General features: G+C 56.5%; 18 protein-coding genes and 1 pseudogene. 9 read left to right on the forward strand and 10 right to left on the reverse strand.

From position 1 onward, the window contains the following. Nucleotides 1-20: 20 nt before the first annotated feature. From ACH518_RS06865 to ACH518_RS06875, 3 genes and pseudogenes are all read right to left on the reverse strand, one after another. Nucleotides 21-2,483 carry a cytochrome-c peroxidase gene (locus ACH518_RS06865; RefSeq protein ID WP_445372358.1) on the reverse strand — a complete coding sequence of 821 codons (2,463 nt, stop codon included), beginning with the start codon at nucleotides 2,481-2,483 and terminating at the stop codon, nucleotides 21-23. A gap of 570 nt (nucleotides 2,484-3,053) precedes the next feature. Continuing rightward, on the reverse strand, nucleotides 3,054-3,254 hold the full coding sequence (locus tag ACH518_RS06870) for a hypothetical protein (RefSeq protein WP_445372359.1): 201 nt from the start codon (nucleotides 3,252-3,254) through the stop codon (nucleotides 3,054-3,056). Beyond that, nucleotides 3,237-3,502: pseudogene (locus ACH518_RS06875) on the reverse strand (IS5/IS1182 family transposase); the annotation flags it as partial. The pseudogene ACH518_RS06875 and the gene ACH518_RS06870, both read right to left, overlap by 18 nt. A gap of 218 nt (nucleotides 3,503-3,720) precedes the next feature. Here ACH518_RS06875 and ACH518_RS06880 point away from each other — a divergent pair. Beyond that, entirely contained in the window at nucleotides 3,721-4,371 is a 651-nt protein-coding gene (locus ACH518_RS06880; protein ID WP_445372360.1) for a hypothetical protein, read from the forward strand. Between the two features lie 151 nt (nucleotides 4,372-4,522). Here the strand turns inward: ACH518_RS06880 and ACH518_RS06885 are convergent, their stop codons facing one another. Further along, complete coding sequence (locus ACH518_RS06885; protein ID WP_445372361.1) at nucleotides 4,523-5,032, reverse strand: hypothetical protein; 510 nt, start codon at nucleotides 5,030-5,032, stop codon at nucleotides 4,523-4,525. Between the two features lie 85 nt (nucleotides 5,033-5,117). Between ACH518_RS06885 and ACH518_RS06890 the strand changes: the two genes are divergently transcribed. Continuing rightward, nucleotides 5,118-5,771, forward strand: a complete 654-nt coding sequence (locus ACH518_RS06890) for a hypothetical protein (protein ID WP_445372362.1) — start codon at nucleotides 5,118-5,120, stop codon at nucleotides 5,769-5,771. A 106-nt stretch (nucleotides 5,772-5,877) separates the two neighbouring features. Here ACH518_RS06890 and ACH518_RS06895 read toward each other — a convergent pair whose 3' ends face one another. The 4 genes from ACH518_RS06895 to ACH518_RS06910 all read right to left on the reverse strand — a co-directional run bounded on the left by ACH518_RS06895 (nucleotide 5,878) and on the right by ACH518_RS06910 (nucleotide 10,012). Next, nucleotides 5,878-6,927, reverse strand: a complete 1,050-nt coding sequence (locus ACH518_RS06895) for a MerR family transcriptional regulator (protein WP_445372363.1) — start codon at nucleotides 6,925-6,927, stop codon at nucleotides 5,878-5,880. Between the two features lie 135 nt (nucleotides 6,928-7,062). Beyond that, nucleotides 7,063-7,467: a hypothetical protein gene (locus tag ACH518_RS06900; RefSeq protein ID WP_445372364.1), complete on the reverse strand. Its 405-nt coding sequence runs from the start codon at nucleotides 7,465-7,467 to the stop codon at nucleotides 7,063-7,065. An 80-nt stretch (nucleotides 7,468-7,547) separates the two neighbouring features. Further along, nucleotides 7,548-9,365 (reverse strand): ATP-binding protein, encoded by a 1,818-nt coding sequence (locus tag ACH518_RS06905; RefSeq protein ID WP_445372365.1) that lies wholly within the window; start codon nucleotides 9,363-9,365, stop codon nucleotides 7,548-7,550. After that, nucleotides 9,362-10,012 (reverse strand): LuxR C-terminal-related transcriptional regulator, encoded by a 651-nt coding sequence (locus tag ACH518_RS06910; RefSeq protein WP_140913938.1) that lies wholly within the window; start codon nucleotides 10,010-10,012, stop codon nucleotides 9,362-9,364. Before ACH518_RS06910 ends, ACH518_RS06905 begins: the two co-directional genes overlap by 4 nt. Before the next feature lie 218 nt (nucleotides 10,013-10,230). Here ACH518_RS06910 and ACH518_RS06915 point away from each other — a divergent pair, with 218 nt between their 5' ends. From ACH518_RS06915 to ACH518_RS06925, 3 genes are all read left to right on the forward strand, one after another. Beyond that, on the forward strand, nucleotides 10,231-10,950 hold the full coding sequence (locus tag ACH518_RS06915; protein WP_445372366.1) for an Lcl domain-containing protein: 720 nt from the start codon (nucleotides 10,231-10,233) through the stop codon (nucleotides 10,948-10,950). Between the two features lie 44 nt (nucleotides 10,951-10,994). Next, the gene (locus tag ACH518_RS06920) at nucleotides 10,995-11,555 is read left to right on the forward strand and encodes a VPLPA-CTERM sorting domain-containing protein (protein WP_445372367.1); all 561 of its coding nucleotides are present in this window, start codon (nucleotides 10,995-10,997) and stop codon (nucleotides 11,553-11,555) included. A 135-nt stretch (nucleotides 11,556-11,690) separates the two neighbouring features. Next, complete coding sequence (locus ACH518_RS06925) at nucleotides 11,691-12,491, forward strand: PEP-CTERM sorting domain-containing protein (protein WP_445372368.1); 801 nt, start codon at nucleotides 11,691-11,693, stop codon at nucleotides 12,489-12,491. Nucleotides 12,492-12,645: 154 nt separating this feature from the next. Here ACH518_RS06925 and ACH518_RS06930 read toward each other — a convergent pair whose 3' ends face one another. Then, entirely contained in the window at nucleotides 12,646-14,436 is a 1,791-nt protein-coding gene (locus ACH518_RS06930) for an ATP-binding protein (protein WP_445372369.1), read from the reverse strand. A 172-nt stretch (nucleotides 14,437-14,608) separates the two neighbouring features. Next, nucleotides 14,609-15,142, reverse strand: coding sequence for a VPLPA-CTERM sorting domain-containing protein (locus ACH518_RS06935; protein ID WP_445372370.1), 534 nt, complete (start codon nucleotides 15,140-15,142; stop codon nucleotides 14,609-14,611). Nucleotides 15,143-15,762: 620 nt separating this feature from the next. Here ACH518_RS06935 and ACH518_RS06940 point away from each other — a divergent pair. The 4 genes from ACH518_RS06940 to ACH518_RS06955 all read left to right on the forward strand — a co-directional run bounded on the left by ACH518_RS06940 (nucleotide 15,763) and on the right by ACH518_RS06955 (nucleotide 18,559). Beyond that, nucleotides 15,763-16,521: an Lcl domain-containing protein gene (locus ACH518_RS06940; RefSeq protein WP_445372371.1), complete on the forward strand. Its 759-nt coding sequence runs from the start codon at nucleotides 15,763-15,765 to the stop codon at nucleotides 16,519-16,521. Then, nucleotides 16,518-17,237: a hypothetical protein gene (locus ACH518_RS06945; protein ID WP_445372372.1), complete on the forward strand. Its 720-nt coding sequence runs from the start codon at nucleotides 16,518-16,520 to the stop codon at nucleotides 17,235-17,237. The genes ACH518_RS06940 and ACH518_RS06945 overlap by 4 nt, the downstream gene beginning before the upstream one ends. 40 nt (nucleotides 17,238-17,277) lie before the next feature. Further along, on the forward strand, nucleotides 17,278-17,586 hold the full coding sequence (locus tag ACH518_RS06950; protein WP_140910557.1) for a hypothetical protein: 309 nt from the start codon (nucleotides 17,278-17,280) through the stop codon (nucleotides 17,584-17,586). A gap of 106 nt (nucleotides 17,587-17,692) precedes the next feature. Beyond that, entirely contained in the window at nucleotides 17,693-18,559 is an 867-nt protein-coding gene (locus ACH518_RS06955) for an alpha/beta fold hydrolase (protein ID WP_445372373.1), read from the forward strand. Nucleotides 18,560-18,563 lie beyond the last annotated feature (4 nt).

Raw genomic sequence — 18,563 nt, forward strand, 5'->3', positions numbered from 1 at the left:
ACAGCTAAAGAAAGGTCTTACTATTTGAGAACTTGACAGTATCCTGCCGCGTTACCCGTGCCTTGGAAGTACCATTCATAACACCAAGCATGCCATTGCGTATCTCTTACATTAGATATGCGGCCATCGTTATAAACGAAGCGGTAGCTACGATTAGTTCCATCACCGAGGCAGAGGCCGGTGGCGCCAGAACAGTATTGCCATGTTTTCGATGGTGCCACGGTTTTCGCATCACCATAGAACTTCGTGAAACAACCTTTTACCGAATCGGTCTCACCACAGGCAATAAGATTTTGAACCGCCGGTATTGGTTGTAGACCTGCTGCTTGCCGCCCATCGCGGCCTATGGCAGGCAGCGTATACAGATCGTCCTTCGCTACGGTACGCGAGAAGGCCAATTCCGTTTCGACAAAGTTTTCGTCACCGATATGACCCAGCGGAATAATCAGTTCCGGATGGTCAAACGGCGCTTTCTCCCAGCGTACTCTTTCGTCTGTCAGCGAGCGCAGGAACGCGACCAATGCGGTCTTTTCGTCGCTGCTCAGGCCCAAACTGGTGATGTCTGGATCTAGGTTCGAACAGTTTTTATCAAGCCCTGTGGTATCGCACGGCGAGCCGTTTTGATCGACACCCGATGTGCGCCGCCAGTTGCCGCCGCGGTTATAGAACTCCACCAATTGCTCGAGAGTCAACTGATCCCCGTTGTGCATATAGGGGCCGGTCAATTCCACATTGCGCAAGATCGGTGTTTTGAAGGCGCCATCAACTGCATCACGCTCATTCGAGGTGACGGGTGAACCCGGATTTAACTCAAAACGATTAGGGTCGGTAAAGAAATTATCCGGTGCCAGATTTGCGTTGCCGCCCGCCCTGAATTTTTCCTGACGAGTGAAGGACAACGGATTGCCCCAAGGATCGCCGGCGCCGACACCGATATCCTCCACAGTGGGGGTAACGCCGATGTTGTAGAAGCCACTGTCATAAAGAGCCACAAAACCCTTCGCCGGGGTTCGTGTCAGTTTCTCACAGCGTCCGGTCGCGTTGCCTGCACCTGTGAAGAACCATTCATAACACCAAACAAACGCTGATGTCTCCTTCGTCGGAGAAATGCGACCGTCCGAATAGACAAAACGATAGGTGTGGGTGGCTCCGTCGCTCAGGCAATAGCCCCAGCTGTCGGCACAACGATTCCAGGTATCGACGGTGGCGCCACTCAGATTGGCCATGTGCATGCGTTCAACCAGCGCCCCTTGTGCGTTCGCGGTTTGCAGTCGGGTCGCCGCCGCAGAGAGCTCCGGGCCGTTATGGCAAGCGACGCACTTTCCTTTGTTCAGGAATACGTCAAGGCCTGCTTGTTCTTGCGAGTTCAGCACTGCGGAATTGCCATCCATGTACTGGTCGAATTTCGAGTCATTCGATACCAACGTAGCCTGATAGGCCTGTAGCGCTAGACCATAGAACAAGGAAAAGTTGGATTCGATCTGACTGAAACCATCAATACTGGCTCCGCCATTCCACCAGCCATCGTGAAACGCGGCTTGAACCAGTGAACGATAGGTGGTGTTCAAGCCTTTATCGGCTTTAGCCAGGTGGCCGAGCACGCTGTCGCTAGTAGACACCCGTTGCAACTCAAGTGGCTGCTTGGGAAGGAGTTTTCTGCCCACATGGCTGATCTGTTTTCCAGCACAATTCATTTCAAGTGTGGAAAGAATAGGGCCAACGGCTTGGGAAGCCAAGCTGGCGTTGGTCATCTCCACTGTCTGTTGGCTGTAGGTGTTATTACCGTTGTGCCAACGGACTACAGCATTCGGGTTCCGCGGTCCAAACGGGTCGACGCCGTTGAACTCATTGTTGGCCCGGCCATCCCAAAATTGCCGGAAGTTGAACACCGCGTTGATAGTCGAGGGGGTGTTGCGGGGTTCCACCTTCCGCGTATTGTAGCCATTCACGTGGAAAGTGATATCCGGATCCATCTTGCAATCGTCGTCTTTGCCGGTGATGCTGCTGGGAGGCAGATTCGACACACTCGCCTGGAAAGTACCCATTGACGTAACAGTGTCGTCAGTATCGTACAAAATCGTTGAGTTCCGATCAGCGGGGTTGCTAAGTGAAAACAACGGAAAATCACCGGTCTTCAAGGTGTAGTTGGGGCCTCCGGAGCCGGTTTTCATCGCGTCAAAATCTGAGTTCCCACTTGCTCCATGCGGGCTGATTTGATTTTTGAATCGCGAATCAGCGCCCGCATGGAAATGGCAACTGGCGCAAGCCTGTCCTTTAAATCCGGCGGCGTTGTCCCAAAATAAAGCTTTACCCAGCTGGACAAGGCTGTCTTGGTTTTTGACAAACCTGGATAGGTTAGACGGAGTTGGCACCGGAACAGTCTTCAGCGATCCAACGCTGGGCGCGATTTCTGCATTTGACCCGACGCTGAACGCTGCCGAGAGAAATGCACTTGCTAGTATTATTCTTCTCTTTTTATTCATTTTTTAATGATAAATTTTCGTTTTCTTGAATATGGATAGTGTTAATAAAATAAATTCTTTAATTGCTCCCCAGCATTTCATTTAGAACCAAACTTAAAAAGGTAAAAGTTATACGGTGACCCAATTGAAAAGTTAGAAATAAAAACGCCAATTAAAGAACCTAAATTCCAATACACATATGTACCAATTGAGCACGTTTAGATGTGAAAATTGAGTGGTGAGCCGTTCCAGGAAGGTCGGCTCAAAGCATGACAAGCAATAGCCATACCCGATAGAAAAAATGTAGACTGGATCACGGTTTGTCGGCAATCAGCCAGCTTTGTTTGGCTACGAGTGTAAAAAAGTACGACAATTCTTACAGCCGTGTAAGCATTTGCTTACTCTAGCCTTACAAGGAACTTCCGGACTCCCTCCTGTTCGCTGACCACTATCCAAGTCACACGGCTTCGCTTGGGGCCTGCGTCCTGGATTTTTAGCGTTGGAGTCTGTTCAAATCTATCAAGTGACAGGATCGCAGTGCGTTTTAACGAAAGCAGAACGCCGGGCGGGGCTAGGTTTTGGTAGATTGCGCTAGCGCTCCGCATCCTCATCACGACACACACCGTCCGATTCATCCGCCGTAAGCTGTAGTGGTCCATAAAACTGGACCCCGGAATAGGTTGATAAAATATCAACCCTCAAGGTGGGCACAACGAAACGAGAAAAGCGAAGTTTTGATGCGGCTTTCAAGGCAGGGTAGAGCAACGCGAAACCCAGCAGATACAAATTCACCAAGCCCTCCAGCCAATTGACCTGAGCCCCCTTTTCTCCAAGCCCCGGTAAGGGCGCTTGTGGAAACCGAATTGGCACTTGTGCCTTGATGGGTATTTAATGATCCGGAAAATAGGCTCGACCCAGGCTCTGCTCGACGCGTAGTTCCGGTTGTGCTTACGCTGGCTGTGCGACAGGTTGTTGCCGGGTTTGCCTTTGTCGTTGATGAACCAATTCAGGCCGAGATGCTGCGAGTCTTTCTTGTCGTCACGGAAGATTTAATCAGCGTTTCCCGCTGCGGCTAAAAGGTCAAATCGGCGCTAGCCGACGGGAAGAAACTCGACTTTGGGCGACTCTGAACATGGACTAGACTCTTTGTTAACGTCGTTCAAAACTTGGCGAAATGGTCCTTGCCGACCAAGCTTGACCCGACAAGAAAACGATTGGCAATTCGCTACTACCTTCACCGTAACCCCAGGAGAGTCTTATGCTACGGCGCTTTAAACCCCTGATAATCGTCACTGCCACTTTGATCAGCATGAGCGGCTGTGTTGTCAATCCGAATAATTCGAACGGAAGTTCTTATAACCACAATCTTGGTCAGGAGCTTAAAACCATCCTGGTCTACGACTTGAAGGGCAAAGACGTTTATCAAGCGGAAAACGAATTGCGTGATCGCGGATACGGCGAATACGGCCGGGAAGGTTCGCACAGTTGGTGGTTTAACGAGCAAAAAAATGAGTGTTATGAATTCGAAGAAGAGAACAACAAAGTTCATAAGATACATCTGAAAGGTCGGCATGATTGCGAGAATGCCCCGGGTAACCGTTACGGGCGGCATCACGATCAACAGCATAATTCCGAGCATAACCAGCGTTACAACAACCAATACAGCAATGGAAACAACAGCCACTTCGGACAAACGCCAAACAGTTTGTCCGACATGGTGGGTGCCCGTGCAGGACAGGCTGAAGGAGAGTTATCGCGGCGCGGCTACCACTTTTCGCGCTCGTCCTCCTCGGTTGACACGCCAACCCAGTTTTGGCGGGAAAACCACAGCGGCGCGTGCGTATCCATCGTCACAAACGAGGGCCGTTACCAGTCCATCGTTTACACGGCAGCCGATGCTTGCAACTGAGTCAATCCAAACAGGTTGGCCAGAGCCGTAGCTGTTTCGACGGGCGTTCGGCTTTGCTGCATGCACGGGATAGCCGCGGCCCGCCTAGCAAGTAGCCTGGATGGAGCGTAAGCGGAATCCGGGATTTGACGAATCGGAATCCGGCGCGGATTTATATCGTGCAATCCGGTTGGGTTTTAATTCGATCCTGTGTTCCGCGTTGCTTAATACGGGCTACGACACGAAATTTCCTGATCGCCGGATTGAGCACGTTCGGCTCAATCGCATGGCCGTAGTCTGGGTAGAGCAACGCGAAACCCAGCGGAGACTTAAATGACCAAGTTTCTTTGCATTTCATGCTACCGGCCATATTCCTTGCGCGTTGGAGCTCGGCCAACCGACCGGCCGCTGCCCGTTTGGGGTTGTTCGCAAGGGCGCAGGCAATGCCGAAGTCCGGATCAATCGCAACGGCCGCGGCGAGCGGCGTATCGAGTTCATTTCCGGTCAGCCGGCTTTTTACGACGACAATTTGACGTTGATATTCTAGCGCTCCGGCGATTTGTTTTTGATTCGAATCGGAAATGAGGAACGCTACGGAATCCCCGAAGCGGTGGTTACCGGTGGCTAGCGCATACGGTTTTCGGGCGCTATCCCCGTTTGTAGCGGTAACAAACGTGACCAATTGACATTGCCGGCGGATGTTATAGTCCGCAACGACCGGCTTGATTGTCCCTAATCGTCGTTAACTTGAAACAACGGAGTACACCATGACCCAATTACTCAGCTTACTCACCGGCATCGTGTTGACGATGAGCCTAGTAGCCACCGCCGAGGCGGCGAGCAAACCCGTGCAATTCCCAAAAGGCAAATCCAGCGCGACCATCAAAGGGACTGTCAAAGGCGGCGAAGACGTCGATTACGTGTTGCGAGCCAAGGCCGGCCAAACATTGAATGTGGATTTTAAAGCCGGCAAGGGCGCTGCCTATTTCAACGTCATCCCACCCGGTAGCACCTATGAAGCCCTATTTGTAGGCATGAACGAAGGCGACCATTATTCCGGGACGCTACCGAAAGACGGCGATTACATTATTCGCGTCTACCTGAAAGGCAATGCCAAAGACTCAGGCAAACCGGTCAGTTTCACTATTGACGTAGGTATCCCTGCCAGCAGTGCAAGTACCAGCAGCGCGGACAGCAATGTCAGCCTGACCAGCGCTGCGGAAAAGTCCTGTCTGGCGGCCGTTGCGAAACAAGTCGGCGCCGACAAAAGCCTGCTGAAGATTAAAGACATCTTTTCTTCTGAAGCCGGCATGGCGATTATGGTGCTGGTCCCCGAGGCCACCGCTCCCTGGAAATGCTTTTCCGACGTGAGAGGCAATGTGTCCGGGGTTGAATTCACCGGCTCGGAAGGCGCGTTGTAAATCTGCTTTAACCGATCACGCTGACGACTCCTTACCGAGTCGGTCTCCTGCGGCATCGATCTTGTGTTCGTCGAGATCGATGCAGTTTATCCGCTTCACCGCAGCCTCAATGCGCCTGGGCCGGCGTGGGCGCTTGGCCTAGTTGGGCCATCGCCTGATAGACATACGCCAACAAGGGCGGATCGATAAACGTACCAAAGAATAGGTAAGGCTCGACCTGATGCGCGGCACGAATTTTGGCATGAGTGTCCGGATTGTCGCCGGCGTAGGCCCGGAACAAACCCAGCCAGGTTCGCGCGAGTGCCTGCATCTCGGGGGCACTGGGCGGCGTGCTGTCATCCAAATGCTGGCGAATCGCGGCGATCAGTGGCGGCCAATCGTCGGCTTGCTTGCCGTAATTCGCGCACATCACGCTGAATTCGTCAGCGCTGAGGTATTTTTCGTAGATCCGCAATTTACTCTCAACGAAAGCGCTTTGGATGTAAGCCACAATGTCCGGAGTGACGCCGGTTTTGGTTTGCATGGTCGGCTCGCCCACCATCATGGCGTTCAGCTTCACCAGCAAGCGGGGATCGCCTTGGGTGTCGCGTACCAGCATGCCTATCCATTGCTTGGCCAAGGCCTGAGCCTGTGTGCTGTGCGCATCCAAACCTGTCTGCATCGCGGCTTGTACCTGCTCGACCAATGCCGCCCATTCGCCGGCGGTAGAAGTCTCGTCGATATCCAGCAGCGGCAGGCGCTTCAGATCGTTGGCGGAAAAATATTTATCATACATAGTCATCATCTCTAAAGTGGTTAGCCAATCAGCCAGCTCCGGCTCCTCGCCACGGGTCAATTGCCGTTGTAGCCCGGACAAACGATGGCGCAAAGCTTGGCTTTGGGCAATCTTTCGGTCCAGGGCTTCAAGCTGGCGTTCGACGATAGTCGCAAGATTCAGGTCGGGCGTTGCCAAAATGTCCCCGATCTCGGCCAGTGACAACCCAAACTGCCTTAAGGCTTGAATTTGATGCAATCTGGCAATGTCGCCCCGCTGATACAGCCGGTAGCCGGTATCGGAGCGCGCGGAAGGTTTAAGCAAACCAATGCTGTCGTAGTGATGCAGGGTGCGGACGGTCAGTCCGCAGCGTTTGGCGAGTTCGCCCACTTTAAGCAACACGATTTGCCTCCTGCCTGATGCGTGCCGTCAGCATAGAGCGTGACGCAACGTCAGGGTCAAGGGCCGTCAGAAAGATAATCCCTTCCCCGACTGCGACTGAATTCGTGAGGTTTTGATGACTCAGCCAAGACCGACTCAAGCCATCACGTCCAGTTTCGTCGGCAAGGCCATCCCATCCAGGCGTTTTACGTTGCTCAGCACCCGTTCCAGAAAGGCGGTGTCCTCGTGACGGTTTTTCCGGAATTCGATCAGTCCCTCTATCTGGCCTAAATAGTCCACCTTCACGTCGCCGGCATCCGTTGCGGCGCTTGGGTTGATGGTAGCGGTCGGCATGTAGGGCACGACATCCAGCAAACCATCCACGCCGGACTTGATCAAGGCATTGATTTCGTTTAGCGAGACATTGCGCATATCAACCGTAGGCGGCGACGGCTGTCTATCGCCGGCAGCATCCGTTTTGACTTGCGGTGGAGATGGCAAAGTTTTTCCGCTGACTGTTCGGGTTGCGGCAAGGTTGGGGCTTATGGTGGAAATATTCATGGCAAACTCCGGCTTTTAAGGTGGCGATCCAGCGTATCCAGCAAAATAGGCGCCATTTGCGTGAGTTCGCGCCAACGGCTTTACGCGTGGTCGTTGTCGGCCACCGGTAATATTCGACACAACAAGGCGTACAAGGCCTCCGGCTCCAACGGCTTATGCAGCACCAGATAGCCCTCCTGTTCGGCTTGGGCCAGGGCCGGCGAATCGAATTCGCCGCTGATCATGGCCCCGGCGGCTTCCGGGCAACGTTCCAACAGCGCTTGCAGTAATTCAAAGCCGCTCTCGCCGGAGCGCAGGCGCTGGTCGCAGAAGATGGCGTCCGGTGCAAAGCCCGCGTCCAACTCGGCAAAGGCTTCGCCGGCCGAAGCCACGCACACGGCGCTGATGCCCCAGGCGCAGAGCAAGGCTTCCCAGGCGCTGCGGACTTGCGGCTCGTCGTCGACCACCAGACAGCGGCCGTGCAGCCGGGTATCGCCGCCCAGCGCCAAGGGCAGCGTCTCGCGCACCGCCAAGCGGCGCTCGCCGGTCTCCGCCGCCGGCAGCCGCAACCAGAAGCGGGAGCCGCGGCCTTCGTGCGAATTCAAGCCCTGGCTGGCACCCATCAGATCGGCGCAGCGGGCCACCACCGCCAGCCCCAGGCCATGGCCGGCATTGTCGATGCGCCAGGCGTGTTCCGGGCGGAAGAACGGCGAATACACCCGCTGCTGATCGGCCTGAGCAATGCCGACCCCGGTATCCCAGACTTCGAATTGCCATTGCCCGGCGCGGCGGCGCACCGCCATCAGCACCCCGCCGCGCTGGGTATAGCGCAACGCGTTCTGCATCAGATTAATCATCGACTGCCGCAGCAACAATGGATCGGCGTTGACCAACGCCTTGCCGCCGCTGGTGCGGACCCGCAAGTCGATGCTGCGGGCCTGGGCTTCCTCCCGAAACAAGGTCGCGATATCGGTCATCAGCGGATCGATCGCCACCGGTTGCAGTTTCACCGGTTGCGCGCCGAGCTCGATCTTGGACAAATCAAGTAACGAATTGAACATCTGAGTCACGGACTGCACGCTTTGCCGCAAATCCTGCAGGGCCGGCCGCAACTCGGCAGCGCGGTTACGGCGGGAAATGGATTCGATCAAAAAGCCCATGGCATGCACCGGTTGGCGCAAGTCGTGAGCGGCCGTGGTCAGAAACCGATTTTTGGCATAGAGCGCCGCTTCGGCTTCTTCTTTGGCTTGCCGGTAATCTTCGGCCAGACGCTTGCTGTCTTCTTCCAATTTCACCTGTTGCAGGAAGAAGCGGTGGGCAATCGCCGAATGGCGATGGATGGACATGATGTAACTGACGCACAACGGCATGATCAAATGCCAATGCTCCGGAAACGCCCACGGCGTTAGCAGGGTGCAGCCACCCCAGCCGGCATTGAAGAAGCGCTTGAAAGCACTGTATACCGGCGATTGGTGGGTGGCGTTAGCGGCCATGACCGCCGCCAGGCTCATGTAAAGCAGCAACGCAAATTCGAACGGTACCCGGCCTGCGATCACCGCAACCAAAGCCGTCAGACCCAGGCCGTGGGCCAAGGCCATGCGCAAGATCACCGGCATCCATTTACCGATCGTTGCGTCCGGATCGAGACGGTTTCTATCTCGCCGGTAGTTCCGGTATTGCAATCGTGCCGCCGTCAACGCCACGAAATAGGACAGCGTCCACATCAGCAGGCCCCAGGCGTTTTGATCCAATTGGTACTTCCAGTAGACGAAGGGCATACCGACGAAGGGGATGATGGTAATGCCGTAGACCAATCGGTTGTGGGTAATGTCCAACAATCGGGCCTGGCTTCCGGCATTCAGGTCTTCGAAGCGCAAACGGCTGTTTGTTGAGTCGGTGGGATCGGAATCGACGATCATTCGCTTTCCAGGCTGCGTCCGCGAAGCTTGGTAATCACTTCGATCCTATTTTTCGCACCGAGACGTTCCAGGATGCCGGTGACGTGTTCTTTCACCGTGTGTTCCGACAAGGATAGATTCAGCGCGATTCGTTTGTTCGGTAAGCCTTTCAGCATCATCGCCAACACTTGCCCCTGCCGCGGCGTCAGGCCCAGCTCGGCGGCGGTGACCGGCAATTCTCGCGCCAGCGTCAGCGCAGCCGGGGACTGACCGCGGAACCAAATCTCGCCGGCCATCACCGCGGTTACGGCTTTGGCGAAGAGCTTAGGCGCGGCCTGTTTGTGAATGAAACCGTCGGTGCCCGTTGTGGCGATTTTTTCGGCGACGGTTCGGTCGTCGTCCGCGCTGATCGCCAGCACCCGAATCATCGGATGCCGTTGTTTCAATTCGGCCAGCAGCGGTAAGGAAGCGCCGTCCGGCAACCAAAAATCGACCACGGCCAGTGCCGGCGGCTGGTCGGTTTCCAGCAACGGCCAAAATTCGGCGATAGCCGATACCGGTTGCGCCCGGCTAAAACCGCAGTGCGTCACTAAAAAATCGGCGATGCCGTGCGCCACCAGCGGATGGTCGTCCACTACCACTGCCCAAGCCGAGTTGTCCACGATCATGTTCTCCTTGCAATTGAGTTCAGGCGGCCGAAGGTTTTATCTCGGCTCTTCCTGGAGAGTCAAGATTGCTTCTATACATGCAAATGATTTGCATCTTAACAGATTCCAACGGCTAAACTACCCCCACTGCGGTGGGGTTCCACCGCCGAAATCCCTTCTCGATAATGCCCGCCAACTGAAACAATTTTTGGTTATTTTTCCGGTTCGGAGCTTATCTTATGAAACTCAAATTGATGGCCAGCGCCGTCACCACTTGCGGCATCTTAGCGGCTCCGGCCGCGCAAGCCCAATTATTCGACCGCGGTGGCGGCCTGATTTACGACAGCGTCCAAAACATCACCTGGCTGGCGGACGCCAACTACGCCAAAACCAGCGGATACGATGAGGATGGGCGTATGACCTGGAACGAGGCGAACGCCTGGGTTGACGGCTTGGCGATCCACGACGCGGTTCGCAACGTCACTTACAGCGACTGGCGCTTGCCGACGCTCACCGATTTGGGCGCCCCCGGCTGCAACTACAGTTATAGCGGCAGCGATTGCGGCTTCAACGTCGACACCACCAGCTCAGAATTGGCTGGCCTGTTTTACGGAGCGCTCGGCAATAAGGCCTTGGTCAATGGCAGCGGCCAGCAGCAACTGGAATACGGCTTGATCGACGATCCGGCCAACCCCAACGACGAGTCCTTGTTTAGCAATCTCCAGTCCGACTACTACTGGTTCGGTACATCTTACTTCAGCTCATCCAGTTTGGCGTGGGGCTTTCGATTGTCCACCGGAGAGCAATATTACTTCTCATCCGCCGGCAGCGCGATGAGGGCTTGGGCGGTGCGCGACGGCGATGTGGCGGCGGTGCCGTTACCGGGCGCGGTCTGGCTGTTCGGCAGCATGCTGATGGGGTTGCTCTACACGCAACGATCGGGGAGTGGCAAGGTTTAGCCGCTAGAAGCAGCCTGTTCACTTAAAGTTTTGGAGAACTACGTATGAAAAAAACATTGATGGCTGCGCTGTTGACGGCGTCGCTAGGTAGCGGTCTGGCCAATGCGGCGACAACCGTGGTCGACTTCGAAGGCATCCGCGACTGGGATCTGGTCGATGGCTACGGCGGTTTGTCGGGCTGGGAATCGTTTCACGTACAGGTGTCGAGTTACTCAGAATTCGAAGCGCACGGCCCGGAATTGGGCGAGAGCCGTTTGCATGCTACAGCCGGCGAGCTGACGTTCGATCAAGGTCCGGTGATTTTTCAAGGTCTGTATTACAACTATTGGGGCTCCGATACCGACGTCAGTTTTTCGCTGTTTTACCGGGGGGAAAAAGTCTACAGCTCGCCGCTGGATGGCGACAATCAACCGCGCGATATCTATTGGCTGGCATCCGGCTACGCCGGACTGGTCGACAAAATCCAGTTCCACGGCCAGAGCGGCGACGGGTTCATCGTCGACAATCTGACCTATACCACTGCGCCGGTGCCATTGCCGGCCGCAGTCTGGTTGTTCGGCGCCGGCTTGCTCGGTTTGGTCGATATGCGGCGCTGGCGGGCTTAAGGAAACGGTTGCCGCTTGGTGGGCCTGTGTTGTGACAGGCCGATTTCTCAAGTCGGGACGAAAACCATGCAACGGCGCCGGATACCAACGAATCTTGGCGGCGCATTTTTTACCTAGCAAACGAGGAGACAGGTGATGTGGAATACTAGATGCCCCGAGACTGGGATTGGAAAATTGACGGTGCTCGCGCTATTCGCTGCGCTGCCTTATTCCGCTGAGGCGGCGCCGATATTTCTCGGGCCGAGCGCTTATGCAAGCGTTACCGATAGCCCGTTCCACGGACAAAATTTCGGCTATTTTCATCTCGAAGACTTTGAGGATGGCGTGTTGAGCACGCCGGGGGTCAGCCTCCGCGAAGTTTTCACCACTGGTATCACCACCGCGTTCAGCGATTCGGTAGACGGCGACGACGGCATCATCGACGGTGTCGCCAGCGGTCAAACCCGAAGTTTGTTCAGCAATTACAGAACCAGCAGTTTTACTTTCGATTTTTCCGCTGCAGCGCTGGGCGGTGCTCTGCCAACGCACGCCGGCATCGTTTGGACCGATGTCGGGCGAAACAACGGCGGCGCTCCGCGAGCCGCCGACCTGTCGGACAATACTATCTTTGAAGCATTCGACCATTTGGGTCGTTCCTTGGGCGTGTTCGGGCCTTACTCCCTGGGAGATTCCAGTATTTCCCGCACCACCGGCGAGGATCGCTTTTTCGGCGTGATAAACGCCAGCGGCATTTCCGCTATTCGAATTTCAATGCCCGGTAAAAACAATTGGGAGGTGGATCATTTGCAATACGGTTACGCGCCGGTGCCGGTGCCGGTGCCGGCAACGGTATTGCTGTTTCTATCCGGCTTGGGCTGCTTAGGCTTGGCGCGGCGCGGCCAATCGACGGTGAGTCCAAACGGCGACACGCTGGATAGCGTTTCGACTATCGGCTGACCGCCGCCTAGTCGTCGTGCGCTGGCTCAGTAGCATATTGGGCTTCCGGTTTTGGTCTGGGGGATTACCATCTTCCAGCGCACACCGCTGAGCCGCAGATATGCTGAGCCGGCAAGTCCTGCTATCGCGGACGTATTGTCCCGAGAAATCGACCTTATACCTTTCCGGTCTCAGAAAGAAACTGACGCAACAGCGTGTACAGCGCCTCCGGCTCCAACGGCTTATGCAGCACCAGATAGCCCTCCTGCTCGGCCTGCGCCAGAGCCGGCGAATCGAACTCGCCGCTGATCATGGCTCCGGCGGCTTCCGGGCAACGTTCCAACAGCGCTTGCAGTAATTCAAAGCCGCTCTCGCCGGAGCGCAGGCGCTGGTCGCAGAAGATGGCGTCCGGTGCAAAGCCCGCGTCCAGCTCGGCAAAGGCTTCGCCGGCCGAAGCCACGCACACGGCGCTGATGCCCCAGGCGCAGAGCAAGGCTTCCCAGGCGCTGCGGACTTGCGGCTCGTCGTCGACCACCAGACAGCGGCCGTGCAGCCGGGTATCGCCGCCCAGCGCTAAGGGCAGCGTCTCGCGCACCGCCAAGCGGCGCTCGCCGGTCTCCGCCGCCGGCAGCCGCAACCAGAAGCGGGAGCCGCGGCCTTCGTGCGAATTCAAGCCCTGGCTGGCACCCATCAGATCGGCGCAGCGGGCCACCACCGCCAGCCCCAGGCCATGGCCGGCATTGTCGATGCGCCAGGCGTGTTCCGGGCGGAAGAACGGCGAATACACCCGCTGCTGATCGGCCTGAGCAATGCCGACCCCGGTATCCCAGACTTCGAATTGCCATTGCCCGGCGCGGCGGCGCACCGCCATCAGCACCCCGCCGCGCTGGGTATAGCGCAACGCGTTCTGCATCAGATTAATCATCGACTGCCGCAGCAACAGCGGATCGGCGTTGACCAACGCCTTGCCGCCGCTGGTGCGGACCCGCAAGTCGATGGTGCGAGCCTGGGCTTCCTCCCGAAACAGGGTTGCGATATCGGTCATCAGCGGATCGATCGCCACCGGTTGCAGTTTCACCGGTTGCGCGCCGAGCTCGATCTTGGATAAATCGAGTAGCGAATTGAACATCTGGGTCACGGACTGCACGCTTTGCCGCAAATCCTGCAGGGCCGGCCGCAACTCGGCGGCGCGGTTACGGCGGGAAATGGATTCGATCAAAAAGCCCATGGCATGCACCGGTTGGCGCAAGTCGTGAGCGGCCGTGGTCAGAAACCGATTTTTGGCATAGAGCGCCGCTTCGGCTTCTTCCTTGGCTTGCCGGTAACCTTGCTCCAGTAAAATCTGCTGCAGAAAAAAGCGATGGACCAGTATGGCGTGTTTGTAGATCGAGAAGATATACAAGGCGGTCAACGGCATCACGTAGGGCCAATGTTCCGGAAATACCCAAGGGATTAATATGGTTGTGATGCCCCAGCCGGCAGCGAAAAATCGCTTAAAACAACTGAGTACCGGCGACTGATGAGTGGCATTGCCGGCCACAATCGAGGCGCTGGTGACCAAAAACAGGATGGCAAACTCGAACGGGTAAGGAGCGCAGGACATGATTACTATCGGTAGCGACAAACCGAATCCATAGACTAGCGCCAGTCCATGCACCCGCGGTAACCAATGGCTGATCGCCTGCTCGGCGTCCAATCGCGTGCAATCGGCCTTGAAACGGTTAAACAGCAGTTTCACCAATAGCGCTACCAGGCTGAAGCAACCGGCCCAAGTCCAAAACGGCACTGCACTCCTGCCAATTTGGTATAACCAGACGATGAAAGGGGTTGCCACCACCGGGAACAAACTGAAACCCAACACGATGCGGGCAAAGCTGAGGTCCAATAGGCGCAATTGGCCGCTGGCGCTGATTTCCGACAAGCTACCCGCGCCTTGTCGAGCCGATTTCGCAATAAGTTTTGCCACTTCGCTACTCCAATACCGGTCAGGTGATTGCGGTGCCCGTATCTTTCCGAATTAATCCGTTTGCCAAGGGGCGGGCCGGCTGTCGGCAGCGGTGCAACGGGCGGCAAAGTCAAGCGGGCAACCTTGCCAAACCGCCGCGACAGAGTCGATCCGCTTGCACCGGCGCAGCGGATTATGTGCGCTTTTTAGAGCGAAAGGCAGCTATCGCAATCAGGCCGGATAGAAACGGCCATACCGCGGCTGGCAATGGCACCGGCGCCAGCGCCAATCTGGCTGACCAGTTATTGCTTGGAATGACCGGTCCGTTCCAGGTGCCGTTGATAATTTCCGTGCCGGATACAGCCAATTCCGCGAAGTAATTCGTCAAGCCGATGCCGCGCGCCGGTTGTACGATCTCGAATCCGGATAATTCGATTTCCCGATTGGCGAAAAGGGTTCCGGTGAACCGCTCGCGGCCGAATGAGCCGTTACTGCCCACCCAATCGAAATATCCGGTCAAGGACAGGCTGTCCCCGATCGCTATTTGCGTTTCGAACACCAGGGTCGAACCGTTCCAGCTGATGCCGCTGATGTCGCCCCCGGATACTAGCCAGCTACCGGAAGTCAAATCGACATTTACCGGAGCGGCATTCGCCGTTTGCGAAACCATCGCCAGAAGAACGAGAAGCAGCGTAAGCAAACGGATAGCGTTATTTTTTAAATTCATTGTTTGTACTCCAAAAAGGTAGAAGGTATTTAGAAATCTTTGAGCTGTTGGATATCTGGGTATCTGCTACCTCCTTCGGTCGCCTGCCGTTGCAATGAGTTTGAGTGGCGCCTGCGTTCCGTCGCCCCGCTTTTGGAGGCTGATGTGCATGCTCCATGCTGATGTCAGCGGCCAATCCCCAGTCTTCCAAATAGGTTGCGGTGCCGGGTAACGGCGGCAACCGGAACGGAAGCCGCCGTTACCTGACAAACCTTTCGATCTGCCGCTGGCAATCGGCCATCGCGATGGGCACTGGCCGGCAAGTGTCGTATGGCTCCGTTCGGCGTGAAGTGGCATAAGCGGAAGACGTGGTATTCAGCAAACACGCCGGATCTCGACATTGGCGTTGTTAGGTGACTTGGCGCCCGTGCCAATCGAATTTCAGACAATTCGTTCCAGATCAAACCTGGTTAAAACATACAATTAAATTGCATCTTAACAGGCCGGCTACGGCTTTCGATACCCCACTCCGGTAGGGTTCCCCAGCGCCATTTGCCTTTCGATAATGCCGGCCAGGCTTGGCATCCTTGACCGGTTTACCGAGTTGACGAATCCGCTCGAGAACTACTGTTTGGAGAAAAATGATGAAACCTAAAGCTTTTCGCACATGGCTGGCCTTGCTCGGCTCGCTGGCTGCCGGCAGTGTGCAGGCGCAGCTATTCGACCGCGGCGGCGGTCTGATCTACGACAGCGACCTTGATGTTACCTGGCTGGCCGACGCCAACTATGCCAATACCAGCGGCGCCTATACCCCCGGCAAGATGAGTTGGCAAAACGCCGTGGCCTGGGTGGATGGGCTGACTTACGCGGATAGCGTGCGCGGCACCACCTACGACGACTGGCGTTTGCCGACTTTCCAAGACTTGGGCGCGGCGGGCTGCGACTACGGCTACAGCGGCACCGACTGCGGTTTCAACGTCGCCTTAACCAGCTCGGAACTGGCCCATTTGTTCTACGGCGATTTCGGGAATAAGGGCTTTTCTGATTCGCGCGGCTTGCCCCAGCCCGGCTACGGTCTGGTCGACGATCCGGCCACGGCCGACGACGAAAGCCTGTTCAGCAATCTTCAGTCCTTCAGTTATTGGCTGGGCACCAGTTACAGCGGCGACAGCAACAAAGCCTGGTATCTGAGCACCGCGACCGGTATGCAAAACTACATCGGTAAAGGTAGCCAATTTTACGTCCTGGCCGTGCGCGACGGCGATGTCACCGCAGTACCGAACCCGGAAAGCTATGTCCTGTTTTTATCCGGCCTGGGCCTGATGGTCGGGCGGATCGGGCGCCGTCGCAGCGGCGCCAGTCCGATTGAATCGATCCACTTGCAAGGAAAAATCCTATGAATTGTAAACGCACCTTATTGGCGGTCGCGATGGCTGCCACGATCAACTTGACTGACGCCCAAGCGGCGTTGCTGGACCGCGGCGGCGGCATGCTGTACGACACCGTCCTGAACGTGACCTGGCTGCAGGACGCCAATTACGCCAATACCAGCGGCTACGACGCCGACGGCAAGATGAATTGGTACGAGGCGATGGCGTGGGCGGAACAACTGGAGTTCGGCGGCTTCGGCGATTGGCGGCTGGCCAGCATCAAACCGGTCAACGGCATTGCCTACAACGAGAACTTTTCCAACGACGGTTCTACCGATTACTCCTGGAACGTCACCAGTCCGAATTCGGAGCTGGGGTATATGTATTTCGTCAACCTGGGGTTAACTGCCTATCAGTTTCCAGATGGTAGCGACAACCCAAATTTCGGGATTTTCCGCGACGGCCGCACCGGCGGCCAAACCGATGTCGGCTTGGTCAAAAATCTGCAATCGGGTGATTACTGGTCCGGCAACGAGGTACCTAGCCGTACCGACGAAGCCTGGTTTTTCCCGACCACGATAGGCATGCAACAAACTTGGTACAAAAACAATCTCGCCTCAAGCATGTATGCCTGGGCAGTCCGCGACGGTGACGTTGCGGCGGTACCGCTCCCGGGTGCGGTCTGGCTGTTCGGCGCCGGTCTGGCCGGACTGTTGGGCAACGGCAGACGGCGCCTGACAGACTGAATAGCACGCTTCAATTAAGAAAATTCAACCAGGAAATCCAATGACGAATCAAAAAATTTGGCTGTATGCCGGTTTGTTTTTAACGCTTGGCGGCTGCGCGGCCTGGGCCGTGACCCAAGACGCGTTGGTGGATCGCACCGCCCACGCCTTGGGACTGGAAAAGAACCAGTTCAAAATCGAGAACCGGGTGGATGACGGCGTCACCACCCGCTATTCGGTGAAGACGGACAGCGGCCAGCAATACAATTGCTACGTCGGCGGCTCGATCTCGGTGCTGGGGCGGATGGTTTCGGAAGCGATCTGCAGCAAAAAAGGCGAGCCGGCCAGAAATCCGTTATTGGGCCAATGACGCGATTTCTGCAATGTGGGCTAGCCGTTCGGGCGGTATCGAACCGAGATCGCCGCGGCGGCGCTGCCGTCCCTGCAACTTCGGTTGATCGATTGCATCCCCGGCGATGAAACTAGCGCTTTCGAACGCGGCCATGCTGCCCTTGTTGGCCGGCCTGCTGAACGGCTGTGGCGGGAACCTTCCCCAGGTGGCGACGACCAATGTCGCCGGCCGCCAAGTCGAATTTGCCTTGAGCCGGCACGATAGCTTGCCGGTGGTGTTCGAAACCGGGCTGGGTGGACACTTCACTTGGTGGGAGGAGGTCTATCCGCCAATCGCCGAGTCGGCAACGGCCTTGGTTTACAACCGCGCCGGTATCGGCAACAGCGATGCAGTCGCATCGCCGCGCGACGGCCGCCATGTGGTGCAAGAGCTGCGCGAATTGCTGATTAGCCAGAAACTGGCGCCGCCCTATGTTCTGGTCGGCCATTCGCTGGGCGGTTTGTACCTGCAATGGTATGCCCGTTACTATCCGCAGGAAGTTGCGGCTTTGATTCTGGTGGATTCCACCCATCCAGCGCAACTGAAAGGCCAGGGGGCTGTGGAACATTGGCCGTTTTGGTGGCGTTGGCTGTTCGAAGTATCGTTGTCGGCCGCGGCCGAAGGCGAGTTTGCCGAAATCGATCGGACCGGCGATGAAGTACTCGCGGCGTCGGCATTTGGCGCCGTGCCGGTGATTGTGCTGAGCGCGGCGCAACCGTTGGCCGATACGTCGTCACTGGCCGTCGATAGCAATCGCAAACGAATGGAGCTGGCCCGGCTCTATCCGGGCGCAATTCAAATTTGGGTGGACAGCGGCCACGCCATGCCGCTGGAACGACCGGAGCCTATCATTTCGGCGATTCGCGAGGTGCTGGCCGCGGTACAGCCCAAGTCCGAACCGGTAACGACGCGGTCGGCGCAAACGCCGGCAGGCGCCGACACTTCGCGCTAAGCCG

The organism is Methylomonas sp. HW2-6, from assembly GCF_052474525.1.